Origin of the sequence: Arthrobacter sp. C9C5 (assembly GCF_013359735.1) — a bacterium.
Classification (GTDB): Bacteria; Actinomycetota; Actinomycetes; order Actinomycetales; family Micrococcaceae; genus Arthrobacter.
This window is the reverse complement of the sequence record NZ_JABFMX010000022.1, coordinates 1-26,615: the sequence shown is the minus strand read 5'-3', so window position 1 is coordinate 26,615 and position 26,615 is coordinate 1. Positions and strand designations below refer to the sequence as shown.

The following is a 26,615-nucleotide window of genomic DNA, read 5'->3' as shown; positions in this document are numbered from 1 at the left end:
GAGCCCCCAGGGCCAACAATAAATAAGCATGCTCCCTCCCCGGACCGGGCAGTGGACACTTGCACAATATGTCCACCGCTCCGGCTGGGGGAGGGGCATGCTCACTCGAAGTGGCTCAGCGAGTTAGCCCCGCAGGCATTTCTGGTACTTGACCCACGCGATCGAGTACTTGATCCAGCCCGCCACGTCGTACCACTTCTTGGGCGGCACCGGCGCGGTGCACTTCGGCGGGACGGGCACGCTGGCCGCGACTGGCACGTCCGCCTTCACCACGGTGCCGGATTCGACGGCGGTGAGCACCAAGGTGCCCGTGCCCGCAGCGGCGCCGGCCGGCACCATCACGCTCACGGTGGCCGCACCGGCGGTCACTGGCACGCTGCCGAGTGCCGTCACGGTGCCCGCGGCGTCGGTGAACTCGGCCCGCAGCGAGGTGTTGACCGGGCTGCCCAGCGAGGTGAGATCCAGCTTGGAGACCGCCAAGGTGATGGGCTGCCCGCTCTTGACCTCGGCAGCGGTGGTGTTCACCACGGCCACGGAGCGCCGGGCGAAGTCCGGCGAGACCGGGGTGTGCGTCTGCAGGTACTTGATCCACGCATCACGGTCCACGAGTCCGGAATCCTTGGTCCCGGCGCCCTCCTTGAAGATACGGAAGTTGTCGCCGCCGGTGGCCAGGAAGTTGAACGTCCCGATCCGGTAGGACTTCGCCGGATCAATCAGTGCCCCGTTGATCCGGATCGCGGTGATCCGGTCACCGGCTGCCCGGGCGGCGTCGTAGGTGTAATTGACGTTCTTGGACAGGCCCAACTGCTGGTAGGCGCGGCTGGGGACCGTGCCGTCCGGGTTGGTCTGCCACTGCTGCTCCAGCAGCGTCTTGAACTGCGCGCCGGTGAGCGACGTGGTCCAGAGGTTGTTCACGAACGGCAGGACCGCGTTGGCCTCGGCGTAGGTGATGGTGCCGTCGGGTGCGTAGTACAGCTCGTTGCGCAGGCCGCCCGGGTTGACGACGCCGATTTCCGCGGCGCCGAGCTCCGGTGCCTTGAGCGCGTCCACGAGCGAATCCGCCACGAGGTTGCCCAGGGTGGATTCGCTCGCGCGGTCATCACGCACGGCGGGGGTTCCGCCGAACGCGGTCGTGATGTCCGCGGTGACCTTGCCGACCGGCTGGTTGCCGATCACGGCCGCGTCCGTGACCGCCTTGTCCACGATCGCCTTCACCGCAGCCACCCGCGGGTACGCGGCGACCAGGTCGGCCGCCGGGTCCGTGGTGCGCTTGACGTTGGCCGCCTTGTAGCCAGTGACGGACATGGTCTTGGTGTCGATGGTGAGCTGGATCTGTCCGATGAACTCGCCGTAGTTGCCGGTCTGGACGATCGGACGGGTCTTGCCCGTCGGCTGCCCGGCAGAATCCAGCACGGGTGCATCCCAGGCGTACTGCTTGTGGGTGTGGCCGTTGAAGATTGCGGCGACATCCGGGGTGACTTCCTGGACCATCTTGGCGAAGGGTCCTCCGGCGGCAACTTCCTGTTCCAGGGTGGCGCCTTCGGGAGCGCCGGAACCGGCGCCGTCGTGGTTCTCGACGATGATCACGTCGGCGAGCTTCTCCGCCTTGATCTTTGCGGCGACCCGGTTGATGGCATCGACGGGATCGCCGAATTCGAGGTCCGCGATCCCGGCCGGGGTGACCAGCGAGGGCACTTCCTGCGTGACGGTGCCGATCACGGCGACCTTGATCCCGTTCATGTCCAACACGGTGTATTCGGGCAGCGCCGGCTCGGTGGTGCCCTTCTTGTAGACGTTGGCGCCGAGGTACGGGAACTTGGCGTTGTTACCGCCGGCGATGACGCGGTCGCGCAGGTCGGCCCAGCCGCCGTCGAACTCGTGGTTGCCCACGGCCGAGGTGCGGAGCTCCAGGGCATTCAGGACATCGATGGTCGGCTGGTCCTTGGCCACGGCCGAGGCGAACAGCGAGGCGCCGATGTTGTCGCCGGCGGAGAGGAACGCGGTGGCGCCGGGGGTCGCGGCGGCCCGGAGCTTCTCGATGGTTCCGGCGAACTGCACGGTGTTGGAATCGATGCGGCCGTGGAAATCGTTGATGCCCAGGAAGTTCAGGTCAACGCTGGCCGGGGTGGTGGGCAGGTCCAGTCCGACGACGACCGGATCGTGGTCGCTGGCGCGGAACTGGTTCGGAGCGTGGTAGTCGGTGACGTTGTTGTTGTAGCGGCTGTATTCCAGCGCCACGGACTCCACCGAGTTGATGTTCCAGATGTCCGCGCCGGTGACGACGGCGTTGGCCGACGGGGAGGCGAGGATGTGGTCCAGCGAGCCCACCAGGCCGCCGAAGAGGTAGGAGTGCTTCGCGCTGCCGTCGGCGTTCTTGGCCTTTTCGTCCTGGTTGACGTACCCGGCCGCCGTGAGGACGTTGATCGGGTCCTCCTTGGCGTAGGAGTTGAAATCGCCGATCAGGAAGACCTTGTTGGTGCCCTTGGACTTCTGCAGCTCGTCGGAGAAGGCCAGCAGGGACTGCGCCTGGGCGGTGCGGGCGAGGTTGGAATTGCCCTGGCCCTTGTCGGTGTCGTCCGGCGTTGCTGCCGAACCCTTGGACTTGAAGTGGTTGGCGATCGCGATGAACTTCTTGTCATCGGAGGCGCCGACCGGCTTGAAGACCTGGGCCAGCGGCTTGCGGGCACTGGCGAAGGCAACCGTGTCGTTGTGGATGATGGACTCGCCGATTGGTTCGGCCGCTGCCTTTTTGTAGATGAAGGCGGTGCGGATCATGTCCTCGTCGGACAGCGGGGGCGCGTTCGCGGGGGTGCGGACGTAGTCCCAGATGCCGGGGGTGGCGACGTTTAGGGCGTCAACCAGCTTGGCCAGGGCGTCGTCCCGGTCCTTGGCGAACTGGGCCGAGTTCTCGACCTCCATCAGGGTGACGACGTCGGCGCCGGACTTCGAGATGGCGGCAACGATCTTGTCCTGCTGGCGCTTGAAGTTTTCGGCGTTCGCGGCGCCGCGGACGTTGCAGCCGCCGCTGACGGTGATGGGGTTGCCCGCCCGGTCCGTGTAGAACTTGCAGCCGGCGACCTGGTCGCCGGTGGTGGGGAAGTAGTTGAGCACGTTGAACGAGGCAAGCTTGAGGTTGCCGCCCACCGCCGTCGGGGCCTCCGCGCGGGTGTCGCCGAAACCGGCCGGCTGGACCGTGTCCGCGTTGGAAGCGGTCAGCTGGGTCAGCGGCTGGAACTTCCAGGCGCTGTTGGCGTAGCTGAGCACCACGTTGGTCTTGAACGTCACCGGCGAGCCCACCCGGACGTGGTCCGCGGTAGTCAGGTACGGCAGCGTCAGCGCCTTGTTGGTGGCGTCCCTGAGGAAGTTGGTGCTGGCGCCGTCGTCGAGCTTGATGCCGCGGGCGGCGTTGGCTGCGACGGTGGCGGTGTATTCGGCGGAGCCGTAGGGGGCGACGGCGGTGGGCTGCTCCAGCGGGGTGGTGCCGCCGGCCAGGCCGATTTCGCCGTACTGGTTCAGCGAGTAGTTGTCCGCGACCGTGACCGGACCCTGCGGCATCAGCAGCATGGCCTCGAGGGATTCGCGGAACGCCTCATCGGCCGGAAGGGCGAAGCCGGTGGCCTTGACCTCGGGGGCGGCCTCGGTCAGCTTGGTGACTCCGGCAGCGCCGGCGACGTTGAGCTGGGTCATGCCGTAGTACTCGGCAACATCGCCGGTGACCTCGACGTAGTCGCCGATCTGCACCGCGGCGACGGCGGAGGGCGCGTAGACGAAGATGGCGTCCGACGCCGTGTGGTTGGCCGGGGTCAGATCGCCGCCGGTTCCAGGCGTCTGGATGTAGAAGCCTGCGAAGCCGCCGGTCGGGAAGGTCGCCGTGACCTTGCCGCGGGTGATCACGGAGGTGCCGGCGAGCGGGCTGGCCGCGCCGGTGCCTTGGATCTCCGCGATGCTCTTGGCAGTCGGGGGAGTGACCGGTCCCGGATCGACCGGGGTGCTTTCACCGTTGGCCGCCTTGGGCGTGATGGCGCCGTTAAGCGTGAAGTCGGCGGCGTTGTTGTTGCTGTCCGCTCCGCCGCTGCGGTTCATGCTCTTGACGTCCGTGTTGCCCGACGGCGCCGTTGCCGCCTGGGTTTCGAAGGTGTTGGAGGTGCCGTAGCCGAGCAGGTCGGCGACGTTGGTGGGTTCGACGACGGAGCCGGTGGCCAGCGGGTTCAGGGCGGTGGCCTGCTTGGCCAGGACGATCGTTCCGCCGGCGCCGGCCGGGTTGAACCCGGTGGCGGTGACGTCGGCGGCGGGCAGATCAAGTCCGACGGTGCCGTTGCTGCCACCCTTGAGCAGGTAATACCCCTTGGCGGCGACGCTGCCGGACAGGGGCACCGTGGTGCTCGGGGCGGTGGTGCCCGCGGCGGAGCGGTACTGGATGGACCAGCCGTCCAGCGCGACCGGGGTGTCCGAGGTGTTGTACAGCTCCACGAACTTGTTCTTGTAGGCCGCTCCGGCGCTGCCGCCGCTGAGGTAGGCCTCGTTGATGATGACTGGCGAAGTTCCGGCGGCTGCCGGTGAGACCTCCAGTGCGGCGGCCGGCAAAGCGGTCAGCGGTGCTGCGATGAGCCCCGCGGACAGTGCTGTGCCCAGCGCTGTTTTCCAAGGTGTGATTTTCATCCGCTCTAACTCTCATTAGGGTGCCCGGGTAAGGGCTGGGTGCGATGTCCGGGTAGGTGGGCCGCGGACTGGCCGGTCTGCTCGTGGTCAAGCAGATCCGGCACAGCAAAACAGGGGTGAATGAACACAGGGTGGATTGCATGTGCATTCGGCGAGACGGCCCCCAGCGGACCGCCTCACAGCCGGCACGGAACTCCAACAAGGTGCCCCAGCGACGGTGTTGGTATGACTCTTTTGACGGCCCGGGGCTATCCCCAGACCTGGGCAGTCAAGAGAATACCGGCCAGTAGCCGCTCGGAAAGCGGTTGGCTGGGAATTCTAAACGCAGTTTTTTGCAAGGATTTCACGGCGGGCGTGCGTGGCCGCCCGCCGTGAGGTGACAAGCACCCTTGACACCCTGACCGGCGGGACGCACACTGGTCGCATGACAAACAAACTTGACAGGCAGGACCGTAGCGAAGGCGATCGCGCGCGGGCTCGCGCCTACCATCTCGAATTCTGGCCGGGCATGGCCGCCTATGCGGTGGTGCTCGCGGGTGTGCTGCTGTGGGGGGATCTCGACGGCGGCAGTCCCTGGCGATTCCTCTGGGCCGTGCTGCCGGTAATCCCCGCACTCTGGATCGTCCGGGCGGTCCTCCGGCACGTGCTGCGGAGCGACGACTATCAGCGGCTGCTGATGCTGCAGGGACTGGCTGGCGGCTTCGCCGTGGCCATGATCGCCTCCGTGACGCTGGCCTTCCTGGAAATAGCCGGACTGCGGATCGACGGCACCGGCTGGTTGATCTACGGCGCGGGTATGCTCGGGTGGATCCTCACCGGAGCAGTTGCGGGACGACGGTGAATAACCATCTGCGGACGCTGCGGGAGGGGCGGGGCTGGACTCAGGGTGTGCTCGCGGACCGGCTCGGCGTTTCCCGGCAGACCGTAAATGCACTGGAAACGGGCCGCTACGATCCCGCGCTGCCCCTGGCCTTTCGAATCGCCCGGTTGTTCGGGCAGCCCATCGAAGCCATCTTCATCCCGCCTGAGGACGAAGTAAACGCCTCTGCCGGCCGCTGACAAGGCTGCCGGCAGAGGCGTCCGTTCGGAGGGCCGCCTTCCTGTCAGGCCTGGTTGAAGCGGACCATGTTGCCGGACGGGTCGCGGAAGGCGCAGTCCCGCGGCCCCCACGGCTGCACGATGGGTTCCTGGAGCACCTCGGCGCCGGCGGCGCGGACAGCCTCGAACGTTGCATCCAGATCGTCCGTGCGGAACACGATCACGGGCAGCACCCCCTTGGTGAGCAGCTGCTGGAGCGCGTCGCCGTCGGCCTTGGAACGGCCGGCGTGCGGGGGCGAAAGCACGATCTCCAGGTCGGGCTGGGCGGCGCTGCCGAGGGTGACCCAGCGGTGGCCGTCCGAGCCGACGTCGTTGCGCACCTCCAGGCCGAGCACGTCGCGGTAGAAGGCGAGGGACTCGTCGACGTCGTTGACGGTGACTTGTGCGTACTGCAGTGAAATGTTCATGACTCACACGCTACGACGGCGGGAGCGGGTGCGCTTCTTCAATCCTGCTCGGCTTCCGAGACGGCCGCGTGTGCTGTCGGGCGACGCAGGACGGCATGGCCTTCACCGCGTGGTGCTCCCGGTCGCGGTAGGTGCTGGGGGTCATCCCGACCACCTCGGTGAACCGGGAACTGAAGGAGCCAAGCGAGGTACAGCCGACTTCCATGCACGCGTCGGTCACGGTGGCGCCGGCCCGCAAAAGCGCCATGGCACGCTCGATCCGCCGCGTCATCAGGTAGTTGTACGGCGTCTCGCCGTAGGCCGCCTTGAACTGGCGGGAAAAATGCGCGGGGGACATAAGGGCGCCGGCGGCCATGGTGGGCACATCGAGCGGCCGGGCGTAGTCGCGGTCAATCAGGTCCCGCGCCCGGCGCAGGTGGGCCAGGTTGGCCAGCTCCTGCGGTGTCATGCCGCCATCTTAGCGCTGGCCAGGAGCCGTGCGGGATACTTCGCCGGGCCGGCTACCTGCTCGACCCCGGTCTTTCACCAGGCCAGCGATTTTGCCTGCCGCGACTTGATGGCCGAGATCTGGCCGCAGTTCGAGCAGGTGATCCGGTAGGTCCTGGAGGTGGTGAAGACGGGGATGAAAAACAGCGTGAACTTGGTGGCGCGTTGCTGCAGGTGGTGGTGAACGAACTGGCCGCAGTGGTGGCAGGTGGCCAACCGCCCCGGCAGATCGTTGAGGACAGTCTTAAGGCCGAAAAGGAGGAACATTCGGTGGCACCTTTCGAAAGTGATCAGGCCGTCGGCGACAGGCGGGCTGCGAGGCCCGTCAGCAGGATGGTGATGCCCTCATCCAGTTCGGACATTCCGTCGTAATCGGCGAGGACCGGGGCCAGTGCCCGGAGGCGGGGAAATTCCTTCGGGGGCAGCCGGTGCAGGCCCAGGCGGAGAAGGGCCTCATTTTCCTCAGGATCCACGATGAATTCCTGCAGTTCGTTGAGGATGTGGCCGTACAGGTAGCCGTAGTAGGCGCGGTAGACGTGCAGGGCGTCGGCCGGGCCGAAGCCGGCGTCGATCAGCAGGGCGAGAATCTGTTCCAGCGGCCGCAGGGTCCCCAGCGGCCGGAGGCCCAGAGGCGTGGACAGGGGGCGTGTCACGAGCAGCGGCACGACGTTCGGGTGCCGGAGCGCGAGCTCGCGCAGGCAGTGTGCGATGCGCCGCAGTTGGGCCTGCCAGTCCGGGTCGTCCGGAACGATTTCCAATTCATTGAGGACCAGCTCCGAGACGCCGTCCAGGAGGGCGGCGCGGTTTTCGGCATAGCGGTACAGGCTCATGGGGTCCCGGCCGAGTTCCTGCCCGAGCCGGCGCATGGTGAGCGCTTCGAGTCCCTCGGAGTCAACCAGCGCCAGGGCCGCGGACAGCACAAGCTCCCGGCTGAGGCGGCTCTTGGGCGCCGGGGCGGGTGCCGGCTTTTCTGCGGGGGACATGGGTTCCGATCGTGTCGGGCGGGGCCGGCCCTGCAACGGGGCCGTCCCTGGAGAATTGATCAACTAGCTTGCCTACACTGAAGTCTACGCCTACAGTCTACATTGTAGATAAGTCCCGGATCTGCCGCGCTGCGGCGTCCAGACCCGCTTGGCGCCCCGTGCATAGCGTTCAAGTACCTGCTGCTGTAGCCCTCGGCGGCACCCTGTGCACCCAGCGGAAACGAGCCACCATGGCAGATTCGCAGTATGACCAGTTCCTTCAAGAAGCCACCACCCCCGACGCCGCACCCGGCTCCGTCCTCGGACGGGATTCTCTCTATGGCGTCTACACGAGCTGGTGCTTCCTGTCCCGGGCAGTGCCGCGGCCCGAAGACGCCTTCTGGGCGGCCATGAAAGAGAAAAGGATCCGTCCCGGACACACGCCCCTGCGCATGAAGGGTCCTGCGGCCGCAGACTATATTCTGTCCAGCTACCCCGGGCTGGTCTAAGCCAGATGACCGTCACCTCCGGCACCTACCGGCCGGTCAGCGCCCACCAGCCCCGGGGGCGCCGGCCCTGGTTTGCAGGCTGCCACAGCGACCGGCACCTCCTCGCAGGTTCCGCCGCGGTGCTGGACGCCCGGGACGAAACCCTCGCCCTGGCTGTCACCTGCACCCGGTGCGGCCTCTCCCGCGTCCTGGCAACCACCGCAATCTTCGCCGCGGCCATTAGCCGCCGCCGGAACAGGTAAGGCCGGCGGCGGCAATCTTTCGATCGCCGCCACCGGCCTCTGAACCGCGCAAATCTGCGCTCCCGCGGAAGGTAAGAGATTCGAACTCTTGGTACGGGGTTACCGCACACTGGTTTTCAAGACCAGCTCCATCGGCCGCTCGGACAACCTTCCCTGAAGAGTAGTGTTTCATAGCCGGTAGGCAGCCACAAAAGTGGCGGCGCTCGCAGACGACGCCGGATTGGCCACCTACTCTGGAAACGGGAGTTGTCCGTGCCGTGTGCCGCGGGCGCCCCGCCCGCACGAAATCAGTTAGGAATCGGGAGTTCTCCATGAAGGCTGTCTACATCTCAGAGCCCGGCGGTCCGGAGGTCCTGGAGGTCCGCGAGGTCCCGGCGCCCGTTCCCGGCCAGGGCGAGGTGCTGATCGATGTGGTTGCTGCCGGGCTCAACCGGGCGGACGTCCAGCAGCGCATGGGGTTCTATCCGCCGCCCCCGGGTGCCTCGGAAATTCCCGGACTCGAGGTGTCCGGCCGAATCGCGGGCTTCGGCCCCGGTGTTACCAAGCCCTTCTCCATCGGGGACAAAGTCGTGGCGCTGCTGGCCGGCGGGGGCTACGCCGAGCAGGTGGCCGTTCCGGCCGGGCAGGTCCTGAGGATTCCCGACGGCGTGGACCTGGTCACCGCCGCGTCGCTGCCGGAAGTCGCGGCCACGGTCTATTCCAACCTCGTGATGACGGCCCAGCTGCAGGCCGGGGAAACGGTACTCATCCACGGGGCCACCGGCGGCATCGGCACCATGGCCATCCAGCTGGCGAAGGCCCTCGGCGCCCGGGTGGCGACCACCGCGGGCACCGCGGAGAAGGTCGGTACCGCGAAGGCCTTCCTCGGTGCCGACATTGCCATCAACTACGCGGAGGAGCACTTCCCCGAGAGCCTCCGTGCCCAGAACGGCGGGAAGGGCGCCGACGTCATTCTCGACGTCGTGGGCGCCAAGTACCTCGGACAGAACGTGGACGCCCTGGCCGACTACGGCCGGCTCGTCGTCATCGGGCTGCAGGGCGGCACCAAGGGCGAACTGGACCTCGGCCAGCTACTTCGAAAACGGGCGGCCATCATTGCCACCTCGCTCCGGCCCCGCCCGGTGGAGGAAAAGACGGTCATCATGAACGCGGTCCGCGACGCCGTGTGGCCGCTGCTCGCGGACGGCCGGATCCGGCCGCTCGTGGCGAAGACCTTCCCGCTCGACCAGGTCCAGGCAGCCCACCGGTACTTCGACTCCGGTGAACACGTGGGCAAGGTCCTGCTCGTCACCTAGCCCCGTGTGACGGATAGCATACGCGGATAGGCATATGCGTAGTGGCTGTCCCGGGTAAACGACGATAATGTAATTCCATACGCGGTATACACGCGTCTTGGGGCGCGTGTATGCCGTCGTCCTGCTACCGTCGGGAGCACCATGTCTATCCGCCACAGCCTTCTTGCGCTGCTGCAGGACCGGCCGCGCTACGGGTATCAGCTCAGGACCGAATTCGAGGATCGCACCGGCTCATCCTGGCCCCTCAACATCGGGCAGGTTTACACCACCCTTGACCGCCTCGAACGTGACGGCCTCGTCCAGAAAGACGGCGCCGACGGTGAAGGCCACATCATCTACAGCATTACCCCGGCGGGCCTCGCCGAGGTCCGGGACTGGTTCCACGCTCCCGTGGGCCGTGCCAATCCGCCGCGCAACGAACTGGCCATCAAGCTCGCCCTCGCGCTGACGCTGCCCGCCGTCGACGTCGGCGGACTCATTCAGGCGCAGCGCGCCGTCTCCATCCGGGCGCTGCAGGAGTACACCAAGTCCCGGCGCGAGGCCGTCGTGCATCCTCGCCCTGCGGACACGGCCAGGCTGCTGGTCCTCGACTCGCTGATTTTCCAGACCGAGGCGGAGGTCCGCTGGCTGGACCTCTGCGAGGCCCGCCTGATGCAGCTGACCGGCCCGGCCTGACCGGCACCTTCGTTGTGACGCCGTTCACCGCGGACTCTGCACCGCTTGGCGAGCCGCGGGGCGCGGCGGCCCCGGCTCCATGTCCATTCGGATGCCGCGTTGATAGGGTGCCATGGGGCAGATCTGACTGCAGATCTGTCAGATGGGGTTTCTCAAGGAGGAGACATGGGCACAATGCCAGATGGCGGGCCAAACACCGCACGGGTCGACGACGGCATCACGCCGGTTCCGGGCCTTCCGGCCACGGCCGTCGACGAGTCCGTCCGCGAAGCGGAAGAGCGCAAGTGGACACCGGCGAAAATCGCGCTCTGGGCGGCGATCGCACTGCTGGGCGGCGTCGCCTGGTTCATGCTCGCGATCGTCCGCGGCGAGACGGTCAACGCGATCTGGTTCGTGTTCGCCTCGGTCTGCACGTACCTGATCGGGTACCGCTTCTATTCCAAGGTCATCGAGCGGTACATCACCAAGCCGAACGACCGCCGCGCCACCCCTGCCGAATACAAGGCGGACGGCAAGGACTACGTCCGGACCGACCGTAACGTGCTGTTCGGCCACCACTTCGCCGCCATCGCCGGCGCCGGCCCGCTCGTCGGCCCGGTCATCGCGGCCCAGATGGGCTACCTGCCCGGCACCATCTGGATCATCATCGGCGTCGTCCTGGCCGGCGCCGTCCAGGACTACCTGGTGCTCTTCTTCTCCATGCGCCGCGGCGGACGTTCGCTCGGCCAGATGGCGCGTGAGGAACTCGGCGTGATCGGCGGCACCGCCGCCCTCATCGCCACCCTGCTCATCATGGTGATCATCGTGGCCATCCTGGCCCTCGTCGTCGTCAACGCCCTCGGCGAAAGCCCCTGGGGTGTGTTCTCCGTCGGCATGACGATCCCGATCGCCCTGTTCATGGGCGTCTACCTGCGCTACCTCCGCCCCGGCAAGGTCATGGAAGTCTCGCTCATCGGCTTCGTACTCCTGATGGCCGCCATCATCGGCGGCGGCGCCGTGGCCGGCACCGAGTGGGGTGCCGCGTTCTTCCACCTGGACAAGGTCACCATCGCCTGGGGCCTGATCATCTACGGCTTCATCGCCGCGATCCTGCCCGTGTGGCTGCTGCTGGCACCGCGTGACTACCTCTCCACCTTCATGAAGATCGGCGTGATCGTGATGCTGGCCCTGGCCATCATCGTGGTGCGGCCCGAAATCACGGTCCCGGCGTTCAGTGAGTTCGCCTCGCGCGACAACGGACCCGTCTTCTCCGGAGCCGTGTTCCCGTTCCTGTTCGTCACCATCGCCTGCGGCGCCCTCTCCGGCTTCCACGCCCTGATCTCCTCCGGCACGACGCCGAAGCTGATCGAAAAGGAACGCCAGACCCGCCTGATCGGCTACGGCGGCATGCTGATGGAATCCTTCGTCGCCATCATGGCGCTCGTTGCGGCGATCTCGATCGACCGCGGCATCTACTTCGCCATGAACGCCCCGACCGCACTGACCGGCGGCACCGTGGAAACGGCTGCGCAATGGGTCAACAGCCTGGGCCTGGCCGGGGTCAACATCACCCCTGACGTCCTGGCCCAGACCGCCAAGGACGTCGGCGAGCAAAGCATCATCTCCCGCTCCGGCGGCGCTCCCACGCTCGCCGTCGGCCTGGCGCACATCATGCAGCAGTTCATTGGCGGCACCGCGATGATGGCCTTCTGGTACCACTTCGCCATCATGTTCGAGGCGCTCTTCATCCTCACGGCGGTCGACGCCGGCACCCGCGTCGCGCGGTTCATGCTGCAGGACTCGATCGGCAACTTCGTGCCGAAGTTCAAGGACCACTCCTGGCGGCCGGGGGCCTGGCTCGCCACCGCGGTGATGGTCGCCGCGTGGGGCTTGGTGCTGCTGATGGGCGTCACGGACCCGCTGGGCGGCATCAACACGCTGTTCCCGCTGTTCGGCATCGCCAACCAGCTGCTGGCGGCCATCGCCCTGTCGGTGGTGCTCGCCATCGTGGCCAAGCGCGGCACCTTCAAGTACCTCTGGATCGTGGCGCTGCCGCTGGCCTTCGCGGCCGTCGTCACCATCACCGCGAGCTTCTACAAGATCTTCTCGCCGGTCCCCGCCGTCGGGTACTTCGCCAACAACGCGGCGTTCGCCAAGGCACTGGCCGATGGAAAGACCTCCTTCGGCACGGCCAAGACGCAGGCCGCCATGGAAGCCGTGGTCCGCAACACGATGATCCAGGGCTGGCTCTCGATCATCTTCGTGGTGCTGAGCATCATCGTCATCATCACGGCGCTGATCGCGACGGCAAAGGCCTTCCGCAATGCCTCCGCCGGCATCGCCAACGTCGAATACGAGGATCCGGCCCAGCCGTCCCGCGTCTTCGCGCCGGCCGGGCTGTTCCCGACAGCGGCCGAGCGGGAGCTGGACGCGAAGTGGAAGAAGCTGCCCGCAGACCAGCGGCTCGAACACTCCGCACGGCACTGACGGTTGCTGCCATGAATGCACTCGTAGCGGGATTCCGGGGCTTTGCTGAGTACTTCAGCGGTGTCCTCGGGGCCGATGCCTACAAGAAGTACCTGGAGCACCACGAGGCCTCGGGCCACGACGGTCCGCCGATGTGTGAACGGGACTTCTGGCGCGACCACACGGACCGCCAGGACAGCAACCCGCAAGGCCGTTGCTGCTGACACCGCTATCGCAATCCGGAAGGCGCCGACGGGAACACCCGTTCCCGACGGCGCCTTCCGTCGTTTTCGGGACACGACGCCGGGCCCTGCGCCGCGCACTGCGCAGGCGCTTTGCCGGGGTGCGGCACGGGGCGTCATCCACCCCTGCCCTCCGCTGCCGCGCGTGAGAGTATGAAGCCATGAGCGATCCGATCGACACTCAGTCCGGCGACGGCACTCCTGTGGAGGGCATCACCACGTCCACGGCACCGCGGGACGCACCCGACAACGAATCAGCGCCCATGGGACCGGCAACGCGCAGCCGGGCCAGCCACCTCCACGACCTGGTGGACGAACCCGCCAAGGTCATGCGGATCGGCACCATGCTGAAGCAGCTGCTCGACGAGGTGAAGTCCGCCCCGCTGGACGACGCGGCGCGGATCCGGCTGGCCGAAATCCACGAACGTTCGATCAAGGAACTGGAAGACGGGCTCGCGCCCGAGCTGGTGCAGGAACTTGAGCGGATCCATCTGCCGTTCCCCGAGGACGGCACCCCTTCCGACGCGGAATTGCGCATCGCCCAGGCCCAGCTGGTCGGCTGGCTGGAAGGACTCTTCCACGGCATCCAGACCGCGATCGCGGCCCAGCATGCCGCCCGCGAGCACGCGGCCGCGCAGTTGCAGCTCCGCCAGTTGCCGCCCGGCACCATGATCGCGCCCGGCGTTATCATCGGGGAAAACGGCGAACCCCAGCGCGCCGCCGAGCCTCAGCCCGGCGCGGATCCCACGCAGCCCGCCCGACCTGCCGATCCGGACCACGGTCCCGGCCAGTACCTCTAGGCCACCGTTGGGTTTCTTTAGCGCGGCACGGCAGGGACGCAAGGACGACGCCGAACTCGGCAAGGGCCTGTGGCGGCGCGCCCACGACCGGTTCGTCCGGGGACTGGACCGGTACCACCAGGTCCTCGAAGGCGTCGAGGACGAGGCCCTCTACTCGGAGCTGGTCGAGATCGCCAACGAACTGTCCGCCTTGGCCGGGCGGGTCCGGCAGATCTGCATGGAGGCGCAACGCCGTTCGCCCAGCGACGGCCTCGACATCCCCGGGGCCCTGGCCGGCGTGCACCGCTCCCTGTCCACGGCCGGCAACTCGCTGGCCATGACCGCGGAAGCAGCGGCGATGCTGCGCCTCGCCGTCGGGCCGGTCCCGGTCGGCGCGGCGTCCGTGCGCCGCCGCGCGGAGTCCGTCGTGGAACACATCGACGACGCCGAACGGCGGCTCGCTGAGGCAGCAACGGAAGGCTGACGCTGCGCCGCCCCGCGGCGGGCGACCGGGCCGAAACACCGGGTGTTAAGGATATTCCCGGTTAAGCGCCTAGCTTAGCGGCGTCAAAACACTGGCCTGAGGGGCAGCCGGTTGGCAGGATGGACGAATGACTTCTTCACCCGAACTGACATTCAATGACGGCAACACCATCCCGCAGCTCGGCTACGGCGTGTGGCAAGTTGAGGACGACATCGCCGAGAAGGTCGTCGTCCAGGCGTTCGAGGCCGGCTACCGGCACATCGACACCGCCAAGATCTACGGAAATGAAGCCGGGGTAGGCCGCGCGATCGAGCGTTCGGGCCTGAAGCCGGAGGAAATCTTCATCACCACCAAGCTGTGGAACGCGGACCAGGGCTATGAGTCCACCCTGAAGGCGTTCGAGGAATCCATGGAACGCCTCGGCCTCGAGACCCTGGACCTCTACCTCATCCACTGGATGCAGCCCAAGCAGGACAAGTACGTTGACACCTGGAAGGCGCTCATCGAGCTGCAGAAGCAGGGCCGCGTGAAGACCATCGGTGTCTCCAACTTCACCAAGGAGGGGCTGCAGCGCCTGATCGACGAAACCGGCGTCGTCCCGGCGATCCACCAGATCGAGCTGCACCCGTTCTTCAACCAGGCGGAGCTGCGTGAGTTCAACGCTTCCAAGGGCATCCTCACCGAGGCATGGTCGCCGCTGGGCCAGGGCGGCGAGCTGCTGGAAAGCCCGGTCATCGCCCAGATCGCGGCCAAGCACAACGCCACTCCGGCGCAGGTGGTCATCGCCTGGCACCTCGCGATCGGCAACGTCGTGATCCCCAAGTCCGTCACCGAATCGCGGATCCGCGAGAACTACGCGGCCCTGGACGTCACCCTGGACGAGACGGACGTGCAGGCCATCAACGGTCTGGACCGCTCCGCAGAGGGCGCCGGCCGCATCGGTGCAGACCCGGCGGTCTCCGACTTCGCCTAGCCATCCCGGCGAAATAGGGTTTCCTCCCAAGAGGTAAGAAGTGAGCGGTCCAGGGCTATTGGCCTTGGACCGCTCTTTTCGTCGGTCTTCTTTGCGTCGGCTACGGGTGGTCCCGGCGCCGTCAGGCGCCGGGGCTGCAGGGGGCGACGTCGAAGGCCCCGTCTGGAGCCTCGGCCAAGGTGCGGATCTTTGCGATGAGCGCCCGCGTGGCGGAATCCTTTTCAAGCTGCGCGTAGACCGGGGCCGCCGCAGCTTCGAAGGCTGCGATCTGCTCATCCGTGGCTGCGACGATCGTGCCGCCGTTTCGGCAGTAGGCAGCCGCCTCGTCGGCGGTATGGACCATGGAGCTGGATACTGATTCCCGCGTCTTCGCGGCGGCCTCCATCAGGATCCGCCGGTCGTCTGCGGCCAGGTGCGAATAGGTCTTGGTGTTAATGGCCAGCGAGTTGACCTTCATGTACAGCGGCAAATTCCCCGTTGTCGTGCTGGGCCGAGGAAAGGTTCCGGCCCGGGTGAAGGACGACTCGGCGGCCTTAACCGTGCCTTTATTCAGCGCGTCGGTGAACAGTTCCCCCGCCAGTGACTGCGGGCTGGCCCCCAAGGCCTTCAGGGTCGCGTATCCCGTGCTGGAGCCGGGGGCGCGGACAACTTTTCCAGCCAAGTCGGCCGGTGCCGTCACGGGTCCGTCGAAGGAAAAGAGCATCCGCGGGCGGTCGGGCAGCAGGGCGAGCCCGGTGAGTCCGATCGGCCTCAGGCCCGCCATCATGCTGCCGGCGATCTCTGGTGCGACGATCTTCGCCACCACCTGCTCCGAGGCCCGGAGGAAAGGTGCTGAGAGTGCCGTGAAGGACAGGACACCCTCCGACTCCCAAGTCCGGGTGGGGATCAGCGCCATGTCGAAGTCGCCGCCCTCGGTGGATTGGGCAACGGCTTGATCCCATGCGCCTGCTTCGTCGGCGGCCGCTTTGAGCACGAGTTCGATCCGGATCGACCCGCCGGAGAGTTCCTTCACCTGGCTGGCGAATTCCCGGACTTGCGCTGCAGAATGACCGTCGGGACCGCCAGCGGTGGCCAAGGTCAGGACCGTCGCGTCAGCGGACTGCTGATCAGCCTGCGAAAGTCCGCTGGCGGCCCCGCATCCGGCCGCCGTCAGGACAAGGGCTGCCGCCGCCATGATCGCCGCACCACGCATCCGTGTTTGCATGCTGGCCTCTTTTCGGGTCCCAAGGCGAAGCTCCCCCCGGTGCTGACACCGGAGAAGAGGAAGCCTTCACTTCGAAAGCTACTCCTTTGGGCCGTCCGCCAACAGGCCAAACGGACGGACTTCCAGGTTTCCTGACGAGCCCGGACCTTCACACAAGGTCCGCAGCTGCCCGCCGTTCTACGCCGCGGCCCGGCCCTGACGCGGCCGCACGGCGTCGATGATCGCCCAGCCGTGTTCGTCTTGGATGCGCCGGCTGGCAAAGCGCTCGGCAGCGGCGGCGTCGTCGAACGCTTCGGTACGGATCCGGCCGCACTCGGTGTCCAGGTAGGTGACTTCCCAGTGCTCTGCCGCGGACGGGGTTGCTGCCTGCCGGGCTGCTGTGAACTCCTGATGTTGGAAATCCTGATGCTGTTCCATGAATTAAGTCTGCAACCGCCCTCTGACAGTAAGTGCTCATCCGCCCGGCGTGTTGCCCAGCCGCAGAACCCGTTCCCGGGTCAGGTCCTCCCGGCGGCGGTCCTTCTCCGCCGTCCGGGCTGCCTGCTGCGCGGCGGCGGAGGCCAGTTCGAGCCGCTTGCGGGCCTGCCGCAGCCCGGCCTCGGCACGCGCCAGCTGTTCCCTGAGCCCGGCAGCCTCCTCCGTCAGTGCAGCCGCAGCGTCCGTCGCGTCCTTGAGTTCCCCGGATGTGCGTTCTGCTTCGGCGGCGCTGGAGCGGGCGGCGTCGGAGGCCTGCCGGAGGGCGGCCTGGGCGCGCTCCCTGGCCGAGGGACTGGGCGCCGGCCGTTCCTGCCGGACGGCCCGCAGGCGCGGCTGGCCGGCTGTCGGGGGCGTGCCTGGCGCCGGGGACGCGGCGTTCTCCGGGGGAGTGGCCGGCGGTCTTGCCCCTGGCGCATCCGGGACGGCGACGGCGCCGTCGAGGTCAACGACGTCGACGCCGTCGGCGGAGAGTGCCCGGAGCAGCCGTCCGCTCTGGACGGCGGCAGCGGCGCCCTCGTCAGCCGTGGCCGCACGCAGGGTCTGTTCCACTTCCGCCGCGACGGTGCCGCTGATTTTCCGCCCCTGTTGCTCCGTCACGGTGCGGGCTGCGTCGACCGCGCAGGCCAGCATGGTCCGCCGCTCGCGGGAGAGGCTGCGGAGCGTTGCCGCGTCCAGGGCGGCCTGGGCCCGGCGCATTGCGAGTCCCAGCTCGGCCAGGTCGCGGAGTGTTTCCGGCCGCCGCCAGGCGAGCATGTTGACGGCCCAGGCGCTCACCGAGGGTTTGGGCAGGGAGCGCACCTCCGCCGCGCGGGAGCGTAGCTCCGGCGTCGCGGAGGTTGCGGAGAGCAGTTCCTTGGCCGCGGCATTGCGGCCTGCGACAAAACCGTCGAACGGCATCCCATAGAGCTGCCCAGCAATGTCCGCGAGCTCAAGTTTTGCCATGCAAGAATCATAGAAGCTCCGGCCCCCACGCCGGGGGCGCGCAGCACACGTCCACCGTAGGAGATTCCACGTGATTGAAATAGGCGGCCTCCCGGCCCACATCCTTCTGGTCCACGCCGTCGTGGTGCTTGGCCCGATCGCCGGCCTCGCCGCCATCGCCTACGCGGCGGTAACCCGCTGGCGGAGGTACCTGGCCTGGCCGCTGGGTGTTCTCTCGCTGGGGCTGGTTCCGGTCGCGCTCGTAACCGCACAGGCGGGGGAGCAATTGCAGAAGGCCCGTCCGTCGACGGAGTTGGTCCGGGAACATGCCGAACAGGGTGACGTGCTTAAGGTTGTCTCGGTCATCTTCTTCGTGATCGTCGCGGCGATGATTGTCGTGAGCTTCGAACCGATCGGCCGGCGGTTCGCCTTCCTCGGTGGCCTGCGCGAAAACCGGGTCCTGCGGACCGTCTTGCTGGTTGCCGGAGCCCTGGCCGGGGCCTTCTTTCTCTACCAGAGCATCATCACCGGTCACTCCGGGGCCGCTTCCGTGTGGGCCCGCTGACGGCGTACTGAAAGTGCACTGACGGTGCGGAGGGCGCGCCCGGGCCTCGGGCCCGGCGCGCTCTCCGCACTGTCATGAGCAGTAGCACCAGGGCAGCCGCCTGCAGCGCGGGCCGGGCCCCGTAGAGGGCGCCATAGAGCGCGCCGCCGGCCAGCGCGCCGAGTGCCGCCGCGCCCATGGCCGCGGCGTAAAGCAGCGGCACCACGGGCGCCAGAACCGCCACAGCAGCGGTCAAATCTTAGGAGATGACGCCGAACGCCGTTTATCCGCCAGACCTATCCGGAATCGGGCTCGCCCAAACGCTCACCGAGAAATTCGACTCCATAGGCAGGCGTCCCAGCCTGGCTTCCGACGCCGGAGCGCCGAGCGGAGGTGGTAAGGCCAGCCGACATTGGCAACACCGTCGTCCCCAGTATTTCTGTCAAGGGTAGGGCGGCGGTGATGATGCAGAAGTGGCTTTATCGCTGGCTATCATTCCGGTGCCGGCAATTACGCCCAGTCTTATTAAGGAGTGACGGGTCTTCCGCGACGCCGGCATATCGTTCGCGCAGACTATGGGAGGCATGACGCCACAGCTAATCAAAAAAGGTCCAAATACCCTGCCGCCGGTGGAGTGAAATTTCGACAATTTAGGAGGGCACTCTTAGGGGTCCCGATAGATCAGGTTTCGCACCGAACCTTGCATGCTGAGGCAATCGAGTTCCCGCGATGTGGGCCAAGAAAAATGGACCTCCGATCCGCACCTGCTTTTCTGACCCATGTGAACGCTTCTCACCGACAACAGCGAACGGTCATGCGACAGGAAAAAGAAAATGAGGATCTTCTCCAGCACGTCACCCGTTGGACTTCGCGCCATGACAATGATGGCATTGACCGCGTACACAGTTGTCGCGGTCCCTCAAGCCGTTCCGAGTAATGGCACCCTTGACTCGGTCCGTCTATTCGCCCAGTCCGAGCCAGCCACCGTCTGGATCCAAGGTCAGGTTTCAGCGCCTCTAGTTAGCTCGACGCCTTCCATGAATATTGAGGTGCTGGTCAACGAGCTAAAGGTCGAAGCCGGACAGGGCCAGATCACTTCGGCAGCTCAGATCCCCGCGAGGACGCTGGAGCTCGTTACCCAGTACCCCGACCAGACCATCAAAGCCGGGGCCGCCAGGCAGATCCCGTCCACATCCAGTTGGACGGGATCAGGCTTCATCGTGGACGAAAACGGCTATGTCGTTACCAACGCCCACGTCGCAGCACCGAGCGACGAAGAAAGCAAGAAAGAACTGCTCGAAGCTGGCCAAGCCAAGCAACTTGAGATCGATGTACCCAAGCTACTGGCCGAACTGGTGTCGGCCGGGCTGTTGGCCAGCAACGCGGCAGCGCAATCAAGTGTGAAAGATAGCTTCACCGCCGCCTATGCCAAGTGGTTAGTCGCCAATAGCCAGCTCGGCAGCATGAAAAAGGAGTTCTCAGTCCTTGAAGGCGCCAACCTCGCCGGAGTTGCCACCCTCCCTCTAGCCGTACCCGCAACGCTGGTGGCGGCGGGGGAACCGACCCCAGGCAAGGACGTAGCCGTACTAAAAGTTGAGCAGAAGAACCTTCCCACGCTGCCCCTAGGGGACGACGCGTCTGTTCGCACTGGTGACCGCCTCTTCGTCATTGGCTACCCCGCTGCAGGCACGGTTGGCAGAGAAAGCCTCACGGAACCGAGTCTGAGTTCCGGCACCGCAAGCGCTCGTAAGAAGACAGATGCCGGCTTCGATGTCCTGCAAACCGATGCTGCCATCAACCGGGGCAACAGCGGAGGGCCCGTACTCAACGAAAAAGGTGAGGTCATCGGCATAGCCACGTTCGGCAAAGCCGACCCTGCATCCGGAGCCCCCCTCCCCGGTGTTAACTTCCTCATGCCGGTGACGCTCATCAAAGAATTTGTTGCGCGATCAGGCGCCCGTCCCGCTGAAGGCAACTTCACGAAGCAATACAAACATGGGCTGGACCAGGAGGCCGGCAACCACTTCAAGGCTGCGCTGGAGACGTTTAGCGGACTCAACACCGTCGCCCCGGGTCATCCCTACGTTCAAAAGCACTTGAGCGAAGATCAGGCAGCCGTTGCGGCCGGTCGAGACGTGCCTGAGCAAAGCCCCGGACCTCAAGGGATCGAACCGCTTTGGATCGTCCTGTCTGTCATCGCTCTCGTCCTAGTCATTTCCGCGATATTCGTCTTCCGCCGCAGAGAGGCGCTAACCCGACGAGAAGCTCCAGCTTCGGCTGAAGGACACGCAGCTTCCTTTCAGACGGACAGTAGTGAACCTCGGGGGCAATCCAATGAGGTCTTGGGCGCCACACTTCCTTCAAACGTCGCCACCCTTAGTGATAAATCCGAGCAGCAAGTGACCGAACACCATTGCACCCACTGCGGCGAAAGACTCTCCGATCAAGACCTCTACTGTGGCCGATGCGGCGCGCCCACGCCCGAGGTATCCGGACCCGCGAGTTCGCCATAGCAGGTCCCAGACAAGACCCGGATTGCCGCCCGATGGGCCGATCACGCTGCGCGTCGACTCGTTCAAGCTGCTTCCGGGAGGCAATCCGGTGGGATCAAAAATTGGGCAGGGTCACCCACCTGTTGGTGCGGTCTGTTTGCAGCCTAACGAAACGCTCTTCGGGAAATTCTCCGGCCCAGCCGGGCGCCTTAGGCTGCGGCCCTCGAAGTGAGGCCACCTGAGTCAACGGTCGAATCCGTGGGAAAGTCGATTGTCAACGAAAACGACAGAACCCCCGGAAATCGTTGATTTCCGGGGGTTCTTCTCGAGCTTCCTATCAGAATCGAACTGATGACCTTCTCATTACGAGTGAGACGCTCTACCGACTGAGCTAAGGAAGCAACCGCGTGAAACCCCGGCGAACCGGGCGGATCATGCAAGAGACAACTGTAATGGAGCTTCCGCGCCCGGGTCAAAATGAGCGGCGCGGAAGCCGTCCAAAGCTCAGCAGACGGTGTTGTCCGCCGGTGTCTTGCCGTCCACGAGGTACCCGTCCACGGCCTTCTCAACGCAGCTGTTCGAGCGGCCGTAGGCGGTGTGGCCCTCGCCCTTCCAGGTCAGCAGCGAGGCGGTGCCCAGTTGCTTGCGCAGGGCGACGGCCCATTCGTACGGTGTGGCGGGGTCGCCGGTGGTGCCTACGACCAGGATGTCGGCCGTGCCCTTGTACTGGGCCGGAGCCGGGGTGCGGAGGCTCTTGTAGGGCCAGTCCTTGCAGCTCGTGCCGCCGTACGCAAAGTAGTAGCCCAGCGTGGGGGAGAGCTGACGGAGCCGCTTCTCGTCGGTGCGCATCGCCGCCGTGCCGGATTCCATCGAGTAGTCGAGGCAGTTGATGGCGTTGAAGGCGAACGCGGAGTTTGCCGAGTAGGTGCCGTTCGGCTCACGGTCCGCGCCGAAGTCGGACAGCCGGAGCATCGGGGACAGATCGCCCTTCATCGCGCTGTCCAAGGCCTGGGTCAGCACGGGCCAGTTGTCGTCGTTGTAGAAAGGCAGGATGAAGCCGCTGACGAACATGGACGCATTGACCACCCGGCCGTCCTTGGCGGGCTGCGGATTCGCCTCCACGGCCGCGATGAGGTCCTGGATCTGCCGGACGGCCTCGTCCGGGGTTCCGCTCAACGGGCAGCCGGTGTTCTGGAGGCAGTTGGTCACATACGCGCGGATGGCCTTCTCAAAGGCCTTCGCCTGGCCTGCGGTCAGCTCCTCATTGCTCAGCGAGGGGTCCAGGGCGCCGTCCAGCACCATCCGGCCCACGTTATCCGGGAAGAGCGAGGCGTAGGTCGAGCCGAGGAAGGTGCCGTAGGAGTAGCCCAGGTAGTTCAGCTTGGTGTCGTTCAGGACGCCGCGGAGGATGTCGAGGTCCCTGGCGGCGCTGACGGTGTCGACGTGGGCCAGGACCGGCCCGGTCTTCTGGGCACACTTGGCGGCGATGGCCTTGTTGTCCGCGAGGGCTTCGGCCAGTCCGGCGTCGGTGTCCAGCTTGTAGATCTTGGCGCGATTGGCGTCGCGTTCCCGGTCGGTGAGGCAGGTGACCGGAGCGGAGCGCTTCACCCCGCGCGGATCGAAGCCGACGACGTCGTAGTTCGAGCGCACCTTCTCGGAAATGTTCGTGGAGCCGGCGTCCCTGACGAAGTCGTAGCCGGAACCGCCGGGACCGCCCGGGTTAACCAGCAGGCTGCCCTTCTTGTTGCCGCCCTTCGAGGCCAATTTGATGGCGGCAAGTTCGATCGTGCCGCCGTCGGGCTTGCTGTAGTCCAGCGGAACCTTGACCTTGGCGCACTGGAAGTCCCCCTCGCAGCCCGACCACTTGAGCTGCTGGGAGTAGAAGCTCCGCAGCTCGGCCGGGGCGGCGGCGGCGATCGAAGGGTCGGCCGTTACGGAGGAGCTCTTTGGACCGCCGTCGCCGGGGCCGAAAAGCGTGCAGGAAGACAGCACCAGGGACAGCACCAAGCCCAGCGCCAAGGCACCGGCCGCCCGCACCCCGAGCCCCAATGTTCGGCTGCCTGCCGGGGGTGGTGGTGCTGACGTCATGCGGTTCTCCTTGGGGATGTGGAACTTGGCGGATCGAAGCGGGTGCAGCATTGCCGACGGGTCAAATCAGGCTGGCGGCCATGGACTCGATGGCCAGCAGCGGGGCCACATTGGTCGTCGTGATCCGTTTGCGGGCCTTGTTGATGGCATCCATCCGGGCAAGTGTCACCTCGGCCGTTGAGCGTCCGGCGAATTCCTGCAGCTCGCTCCTCAGCTCAACGTTAACCAGTTCCACGGCGTTCCCCATCTGGATGATCAGCACATCCCGGTAAAAGGACAGCAGGTCGGTCAGGGTACGGTCAAGCGAGTCGGTGACGGAGCGCTTGGCACGCCGCTTCTGGTCGTCTTCGAGCTGTTTGACCTGGCCGCGCATGGCTGGCGGAAGCGGCCCGCTTTCGGGTGCCCCCAGCGTGGCGAGCAGCGCGGCCTTCTCGGCGGCGTCGCGCTCGTCGTTGGAGCTGTTGGCTTCCTCGGTGGCGATCTTGACGAGCTTGTCCGCCATCATCACGGCCGCGGTGATGCCCCGCAGGTGCAGCGGGAACCGCACGGTCTCCAGCCGGCGTTCGCGGGCCTCGGGGTCCCTCGCCAGCCTGCGGGCGATCCCCACGTGGCTTTGAGCGGCGCGGGCGGCGCGTTCGGCAACCTCCGGTTCGACGCCGTCGCGCTTGACCAGGAGGGCCGCGACGTCGGCCGCCGGCGGAAGCCGCAGCGCCACCGGGCGGCAACGGGAACGGATGGTCACGAGCACGTCCGCGGGGGACGGCGCGCACAGCATCCAGATGGTGCGCGGGGTGGGCTCCTCGATGGCCTTGAGCAGCACGTTGGTGGTGCGCTCCGCCATCCGGTCCGCGTCTTCGACGACGATGATGCGCCAGCGGGCGGAGGAGGGCCGGTTGCCCGCGGTCGAGACCAGTTCGCGGGCCTCGTCGATGGTGATGGTGACCTTCTCGGTACGCACGAACGTGACATCCGAGTGCGTCTCGCCAACGATGGTCTGGCACGCGGGGCATTCGCCGCAGCCCCGCTTCGTGATGTCTTCCTGGTCGCAGTTCAGTGCCGCGGCAAAGGCCTTCGCGGCGTTGGACCGGCCGGATCCCGGCGGGCCGGTGAACAGCCAGGCGTGCGTGAGACCGTCGCCCTCCGCGGCCTGGCGCAGTTGGGCGACGACGGCCGGCTGGCCTTGGAGGTCGTCCCAGACGCTCATGCCGAGCTGCCCTGGCGGAGCGAGAGCAGCGTCTCGACCCGTTCGAGGATCCGGGCAGCCAGCTCCGGCACGGGCAGGTGCGCCGCGAGGACCAGGTATTTTTCCGGCCGGGCCGCTGCCAGCGCCAGGAAAGCGGCGCGGATCCTGGCGTGGAATTCGTCCGCCTCCGATTCGAGCCGGTCCTCCGCGGCGTCGCCGGCGGTCCGGCGTCGGCGGCCGTCGGCAGGGTCGACGTCGAGCAACACCGTCAGGTCCGGCTGCAGGCCGGAGGTGGCCCAGTCATTGATCTCACGCACCGCTTCCGTGCCGAGGTGCCGGCCCGCGCCCTGGTAGGCGACCGAGGAGTCGATGTACCGGTCGGTGAGGACCACCTCGCCCCGCTCCAGCGCCGGACGGATGACCTGCGCGGCGTGCGCGGCGCGGGACGCTGCAAAGATCAGGGCCTCGGTGTGGGCGTCGATGTGCCCGTGGCCATGATCCAGCACCAGGGACCGAAGCTTCTCGCCGATTGGCGTGCCGCCCGGCTCCCGCGTCCGCAGCACCGTCAGCCCGCGGGACTCGAGTGCTCCGGCGAGCTCCGCGGCCTGGGTGGACTTGCCGGCACCGTCGCCGCCCTCAAAGGCAATGAACAGTCCGGGGAAGGGGCCGGGAGTCTGGGTAGTCACTGCTCTAGCCTACCGACAATCACCGACACCATGGCGGCCCGCGCGTAACGCCTTACGGGCCCGGCACGGCTCCGAAGTACCCTGTCACCATGAGTCTCTCCGAAGAACAGGCAGCCTCGCTCTCGGCCGAAACCGTGGTGGTGGCCGCGGGCCGTCCCCCGCGCGAACGGGACGCCCCGGTCAACCCGCCGATCGTGCTGTCCTCGACCTATTTCGGCACCGGCCCGCTGGGTCCCGGCGACCGCGGCTACGGCCGGTATTCCAACCCCACCTGGGACCCCTTCGAACAGGCCCTGGCGCAGCTGGAAGGCGCCGCGCTGCCCGGCCTGCTGTACGCCTCTGGCCTCGCCGCCGTCAGTTCCGCGCTGTCCCTGGTTCCGGCGCAGGGGGTGCTGGTAATGCCATCCCACAGTTACGCCGGTTCGCTCGTGATGGCGACGGAACTGGCGCAGAAGGGCGCGCTGGAGCTGCGCACCGTGGACATTTCGGACACCGACGCCGTGCTGGAACAGCTGGCGCCCGCCGGCGGAACGCCTGCCAACATGCTGTGGCTGGAGAGCCCCACCAACCCGATGCTCGGCGTCGCGGACATCCGTGCGCTCACTGCGGCGGCGCACGCGGCCGGCGCCCTCGTCGTCACCGACAACACCTTCTCCACCCCGCTCGTGCAGCAGCCGCTCAGCCTCGGCTCCGACGTCGTCTTGCACTCGGTCACCAAGTACCTGTCCGGCCATTCCGACGTCGTGCTGGGCGCCCTCGTGACCTCCGACGCCGAGCTCCACGCCAGGCTGCTGCACCACCGCACCATCCACGGCGGCATCGCCGGGCCGTTCGAGGCATGGCTGGCGCTGCGGGGGCTGCGCACCCTCGCCTTGCGGATTGAGCGCTCGCAGGCCTCCGCTGCGGTGCTCGCGGAGCGGCTGAGCCGGCACCCGCGGGTCGGCAGCATCCGGTACCCGGGGCTTCCCTCGGACCCCGGCCACGAAAGGGCCAAGGCGCAGATGAAGGGTTTTGGCTCCGTGCTGTGCATCGAAATGGCTCCGGTGGACGGTCCCGACGGCGGGCTCAGCGGCGCGGAGGGGGCCGACCGGATGATCCGGGCCCTGCAGTTGTGGCTGCCGGCCACCTCGCTGGGCGGAGTGGAATCCCTGATCGAGCGCCGCCGCCGGCACACGGCGGAGCCGGAGAGCGTACCGGACAACCTGGTCCGGCTGAGCGTCGGAATTGAAAACGTCGAGGACCTGTGGGCCGATTTGCAGCAGGCTTTGGCAACACTGGACGGCTAGGCTGGGGGCATGGACGGAAGAACGCTGATTGAAATTGCCGACAGAGGGATCTACTTCCTCATGGCGGTCGTAGCCCTGGGGCTTGAGGTGTGGGCGTTCTTCGATTGCCTGCGGCACAAGGCCAACGCCTTTGAGGCGGTATCCAAGCGGACCAAGACGTTCTGGCTCGCCCTGACCGGCGGCGCCCTGGCCATCGGCCTGCTGTCCATTGTTGGCGGTGGCGGCGGGTTCTTCGGCCCGCTGGGGCTCTTCGGCCTCGCGGCCGTGACGGCGGCATCCGTCTACCTCGCCGATGTCCGCCCCGCGGTGAAGGATGCCGGCCGCGGCGGCAGCCGCAACATGGGGCCCTACGGCCCCTGGTGATCCCCACCGGCTCCCTCAGCTCGCAAGCTCGCTCAGGGAACCCTGCCGGCGTGGGCCCACCCACCGGCTCCCTCAGCTCGCAAGCTCGCTCGGGGAACCCTGCCGGCGTCGGGCC

The 26,615-nt window shown here is 66.8% G+C and carries 26 protein-coding genes and 2 tRNA genes; 15 read left to right on the top strand and 13 right to left on the bottom strand.

The window, feature by feature from the left end; translation table 11 throughout:
- Window positions 1-123: 123 nt before the first annotated feature.
- Window positions 124-4,659, bottom strand: a complete 4,536-nt coding sequence (locus HNO80_RS15640) for an ExeM/NucH family extracellular endonuclease (protein WP_175323777.1) — start codon at window positions 4,657-4,659, stop codon at window positions 124-126.
- Window positions 4,660-5,083: 424 nt separating this feature from the next.
- On the opposite strand from HNO80_RS15640, the gene HNO80_RS15635 reads away from it, so the two are divergent.
- The gene (locus HNO80_RS15635; RefSeq protein WP_175323776.1) at window positions 5,084-5,500 is read left to right on the top strand and encodes a hypothetical protein; all 417 of its coding nucleotides are present in this window, start codon (window positions 5,084-5,086) and stop codon (window positions 5,498-5,500) included.
- Entirely contained in the window at window positions 5,497-5,718 is a 222-nt protein-coding gene (locus HNO80_RS15630; protein WP_175323775.1) for a helix-turn-helix transcriptional regulator, read from the top strand. The genes HNO80_RS15635 and HNO80_RS15630 overlap by 4 nt, the downstream gene beginning before the upstream one ends.
- A 44-nt stretch (window positions 5,719-5,762) precedes the next feature.
- Here the strand turns inward: HNO80_RS15630 and HNO80_RS15625 are convergent, their stop codons facing one another.
- The 4 genes from HNO80_RS15625 to HNO80_RS15610 form a co-directional block, all read right to left on the bottom strand.
- Entirely contained in the window at window positions 5,763-6,164 is a 402-nt protein-coding gene (locus HNO80_RS15625) for a VOC family protein (protein ID WP_175323774.1), read from the bottom strand.
- Between the two features lie 10 nt (window positions 6,165-6,174).
- A complete protein-coding gene (locus tag HNO80_RS15620) occupies window positions 6,175-6,612 on the bottom strand; it encodes a helix-turn-helix transcriptional regulator (RefSeq protein ID WP_175323773.1) in 438 nt (145 codons plus the stop codon).
- Window positions 6,613-6,686: 74 nt separating this feature from the next.
- On the bottom strand, window positions 6,687-6,917 hold the full coding sequence (locus HNO80_RS15615; protein ID WP_175323772.1) for a zinc-ribbon domain-containing protein: 231 nt from the start codon (window positions 6,915-6,917) through the stop codon (window positions 6,687-6,689).
- A gap of 23 nt (window positions 6,918-6,940) precedes the next feature.
- Window positions 6,941-7,633, bottom strand: coding sequence for a TetR/AcrR family transcriptional regulator C-terminal domain-containing protein (locus HNO80_RS15610; protein ID WP_175323771.1), 693 nt, complete (start codon window positions 7,631-7,633; stop codon window positions 6,941-6,943).
- 230 nt (window positions 7,634-7,863) lie between these two features.
- On the opposite strand from HNO80_RS15610, the gene HNO80_RS15605 reads away from it, so the two are divergent.
- Both HNO80_RS15605 and HNO80_RS15600 read left to right on the top strand, forming a co-directional pair.
- Window positions 7,864-8,121: a hypothetical protein gene (locus HNO80_RS15605; RefSeq protein WP_175323770.1), complete on the top strand. Its 258-nt coding sequence runs from the start codon at window positions 7,864-7,866 to the stop codon at window positions 8,119-8,121.
- A gap of 5 nt (window positions 8,122-8,126) precedes the next feature.
- Window positions 8,127-8,363 (top strand): hypothetical protein, encoded by a 237-nt coding sequence (locus HNO80_RS15600; RefSeq protein WP_175323769.1) that lies wholly within the window; start codon window positions 8,127-8,129, stop codon window positions 8,361-8,363.
- Between the two features lie 65 nt (window positions 8,364-8,428).
- Here HNO80_RS15600 and HNO80_RS15595 read toward each other — a convergent pair.
- A tRNA-Ser gene (locus tag HNO80_RS15595) sits at window positions 8,429-8,516 on the bottom strand.
- A 158-nt stretch (window positions 8,517-8,674) separates the two neighbouring features.
- Here HNO80_RS15595 and HNO80_RS15590 point away from each other — a divergent pair.
- From HNO80_RS15590 to HNO80_RS15560, 7 genes are all read left to right on the top strand, one after another.
- On the top strand, window positions 8,675-9,658 hold the full coding sequence (locus HNO80_RS15590; protein ID WP_175323768.1) for an NAD(P)H-quinone oxidoreductase: 984 nt from the start codon (window positions 8,675-8,677) through the stop codon (window positions 9,656-9,658).
- 141 nt (window positions 9,659-9,799) lie between these two features.
- The gene (locus HNO80_RS15585) at window positions 9,800-10,333 is read left to right on the top strand and encodes a PadR family transcriptional regulator (RefSeq protein ID WP_175323767.1); all 534 of its coding nucleotides are present in this window, start codon (window positions 9,800-9,802) and stop codon (window positions 10,331-10,333) included.
- 174 nt (window positions 10,334-10,507) lie between these two features.
- The gene (locus tag HNO80_RS15580) at window positions 10,508-12,799 is read left to right on the top strand and encodes a carbon starvation CstA family protein (protein ID WP_502707872.1); all 2,292 of its coding nucleotides are present in this window, start codon (window positions 10,508-10,510) and stop codon (window positions 12,797-12,799) included.
- An 11-nt stretch (window positions 12,800-12,810) separates the two neighbouring features.
- On the top strand, window positions 12,811-13,002 hold the full coding sequence (locus HNO80_RS15575) for a YbdD/YjiX family protein (protein ID WP_175323765.1): 192 nt from the start codon (window positions 12,811-12,813) through the stop codon (window positions 13,000-13,002).
- Window positions 13,003-13,181: 179 nt separating this feature from the next.
- Entirely contained in the window at window positions 13,182-13,820 is a 639-nt protein-coding gene (locus tag HNO80_RS15570; protein WP_175323764.1) for a bacterial proteasome activator family protein, read from the top strand.
- A gap of 7 nt (window positions 13,821-13,827) precedes the next feature.
- A complete protein-coding gene (locus HNO80_RS15565; RefSeq protein ID WP_175323763.1) occupies window positions 13,828-14,283 on the top strand; it encodes a hypothetical protein in 456 nt (151 codons plus the stop codon).
- Between the two features lie 127 nt (window positions 14,284-14,410).
- A complete protein-coding gene (locus tag HNO80_RS15560; protein WP_175323762.1) occupies window positions 14,411-15,256 on the top strand; it encodes an aldo/keto reductase in 846 nt (281 codons plus the stop codon).
- Between the two features lie 121 nt (window positions 15,257-15,377).
- Here the strand turns inward: HNO80_RS15560 and HNO80_RS15555 are convergent, their stop codons facing one another.
- From HNO80_RS15555 to HNO80_RS15545, 3 genes are all read right to left on the bottom strand, one after another.
- Entirely contained in the window at window positions 15,378-16,460 is a 1,083-nt protein-coding gene (locus HNO80_RS15555) for a TRAP transporter substrate-binding protein (RefSeq protein ID WP_175323761.1), read from the bottom strand.
- Between the two features lie 177 nt (window positions 16,461-16,637).
- Entirely contained in the window at window positions 16,638-16,877 is a 240-nt protein-coding gene (locus HNO80_RS15550; RefSeq protein ID WP_175323752.1) for a hypothetical protein, read from the bottom strand.
- Between the two features lie 36 nt (window positions 16,878-16,913).
- Window positions 16,914-17,879 (bottom strand): hypothetical protein, encoded by a 966-nt coding sequence (locus tag HNO80_RS15545; RefSeq protein ID WP_175323760.1) that lies wholly within the window; start codon window positions 17,877-17,879, stop codon window positions 16,914-16,916.
- A gap of 70 nt (window positions 17,880-17,949) precedes the next feature.
- Between HNO80_RS15545 and HNO80_RS15540 the strand changes: the two genes are divergently transcribed.
- On the top strand, window positions 17,950-18,423 hold the full coding sequence (locus HNO80_RS15540) for a DUF2231 domain-containing protein (protein ID WP_175323759.1): 474 nt from the start codon (window positions 17,950-17,952) through the stop codon (window positions 18,421-18,423).
- Between the two features lie 812 nt (window positions 18,424-19,235).
- Window positions 19,236-20,915 carry a trypsin-like peptidase domain-containing protein gene (locus tag HNO80_RS15535; protein WP_175323758.1) on the top strand — a complete coding sequence of 560 codons (1,680 nt, stop codon included), beginning with the start codon at window positions 19,236-19,238 and terminating at the stop codon, window positions 20,913-20,915.
- Window positions 20,916-21,222: 307 nt separating this feature from the next.
- On the opposite strand, the gene HNO80_RS15530 is transcribed toward HNO80_RS15535, so the two are convergent.
- From HNO80_RS15530 to tmk, 4 genes are all read right to left on the bottom strand, one after another.
- Window positions 21,223-21,295: transfer RNA gene (locus tag HNO80_RS15530), tRNA-Thr, on the bottom strand.
- Between the two features lie 103 nt (window positions 21,296-21,398).
- Window positions 21,399-22,982, bottom strand: coding sequence for an alpha/beta hydrolase (locus HNO80_RS15525; protein ID WP_175323757.1), 1,584 nt, complete (start codon window positions 22,980-22,982; stop codon window positions 21,399-21,401).
- Between the two features lie 61 nt (window positions 22,983-23,043).
- Window positions 23,044-24,186 carry a DNA polymerase III subunit delta' gene (locus HNO80_RS15520; protein WP_175323756.1) on the bottom strand — a complete coding sequence of 381 codons (1,143 nt, stop codon included), beginning with the start codon at window positions 24,184-24,186 and terminating at the stop codon, window positions 23,044-23,046.
- The gene (tmk, locus tag HNO80_RS15515; protein WP_175323755.1) at window positions 24,183-24,851 is read right to left on the bottom strand and encodes a dTMP kinase; all 669 of its coding nucleotides are present in this window, start codon (window positions 24,849-24,851) and stop codon (window positions 24,183-24,185) included. The genes HNO80_RS15520 and tmk overlap by 4 nt, the downstream gene beginning before the upstream one ends.
- An 89-nt stretch (window positions 24,852-24,940) precedes the next feature.
- Between tmk and HNO80_RS15510 the strand changes: the two genes are divergently transcribed.
- Both HNO80_RS15510 and HNO80_RS15505 read left to right on the top strand, forming a co-directional pair.
- On the top strand, window positions 24,941-26,137 hold the full coding sequence (locus tag HNO80_RS15510) for a trans-sulfuration enzyme family protein (RefSeq protein ID WP_175323754.1): 1,197 nt from the start codon (window positions 24,941-24,943) through the stop codon (window positions 26,135-26,137).
- A gap of 9 nt (window positions 26,138-26,146) precedes the next feature.
- Entirely contained in the window at window positions 26,147-26,500 is a 354-nt protein-coding gene (locus HNO80_RS15505; protein ID WP_175323753.1) for a DUF2516 family protein, read from the top strand.
- Window positions 26,501-26,615 lie beyond the last annotated feature (115 nt).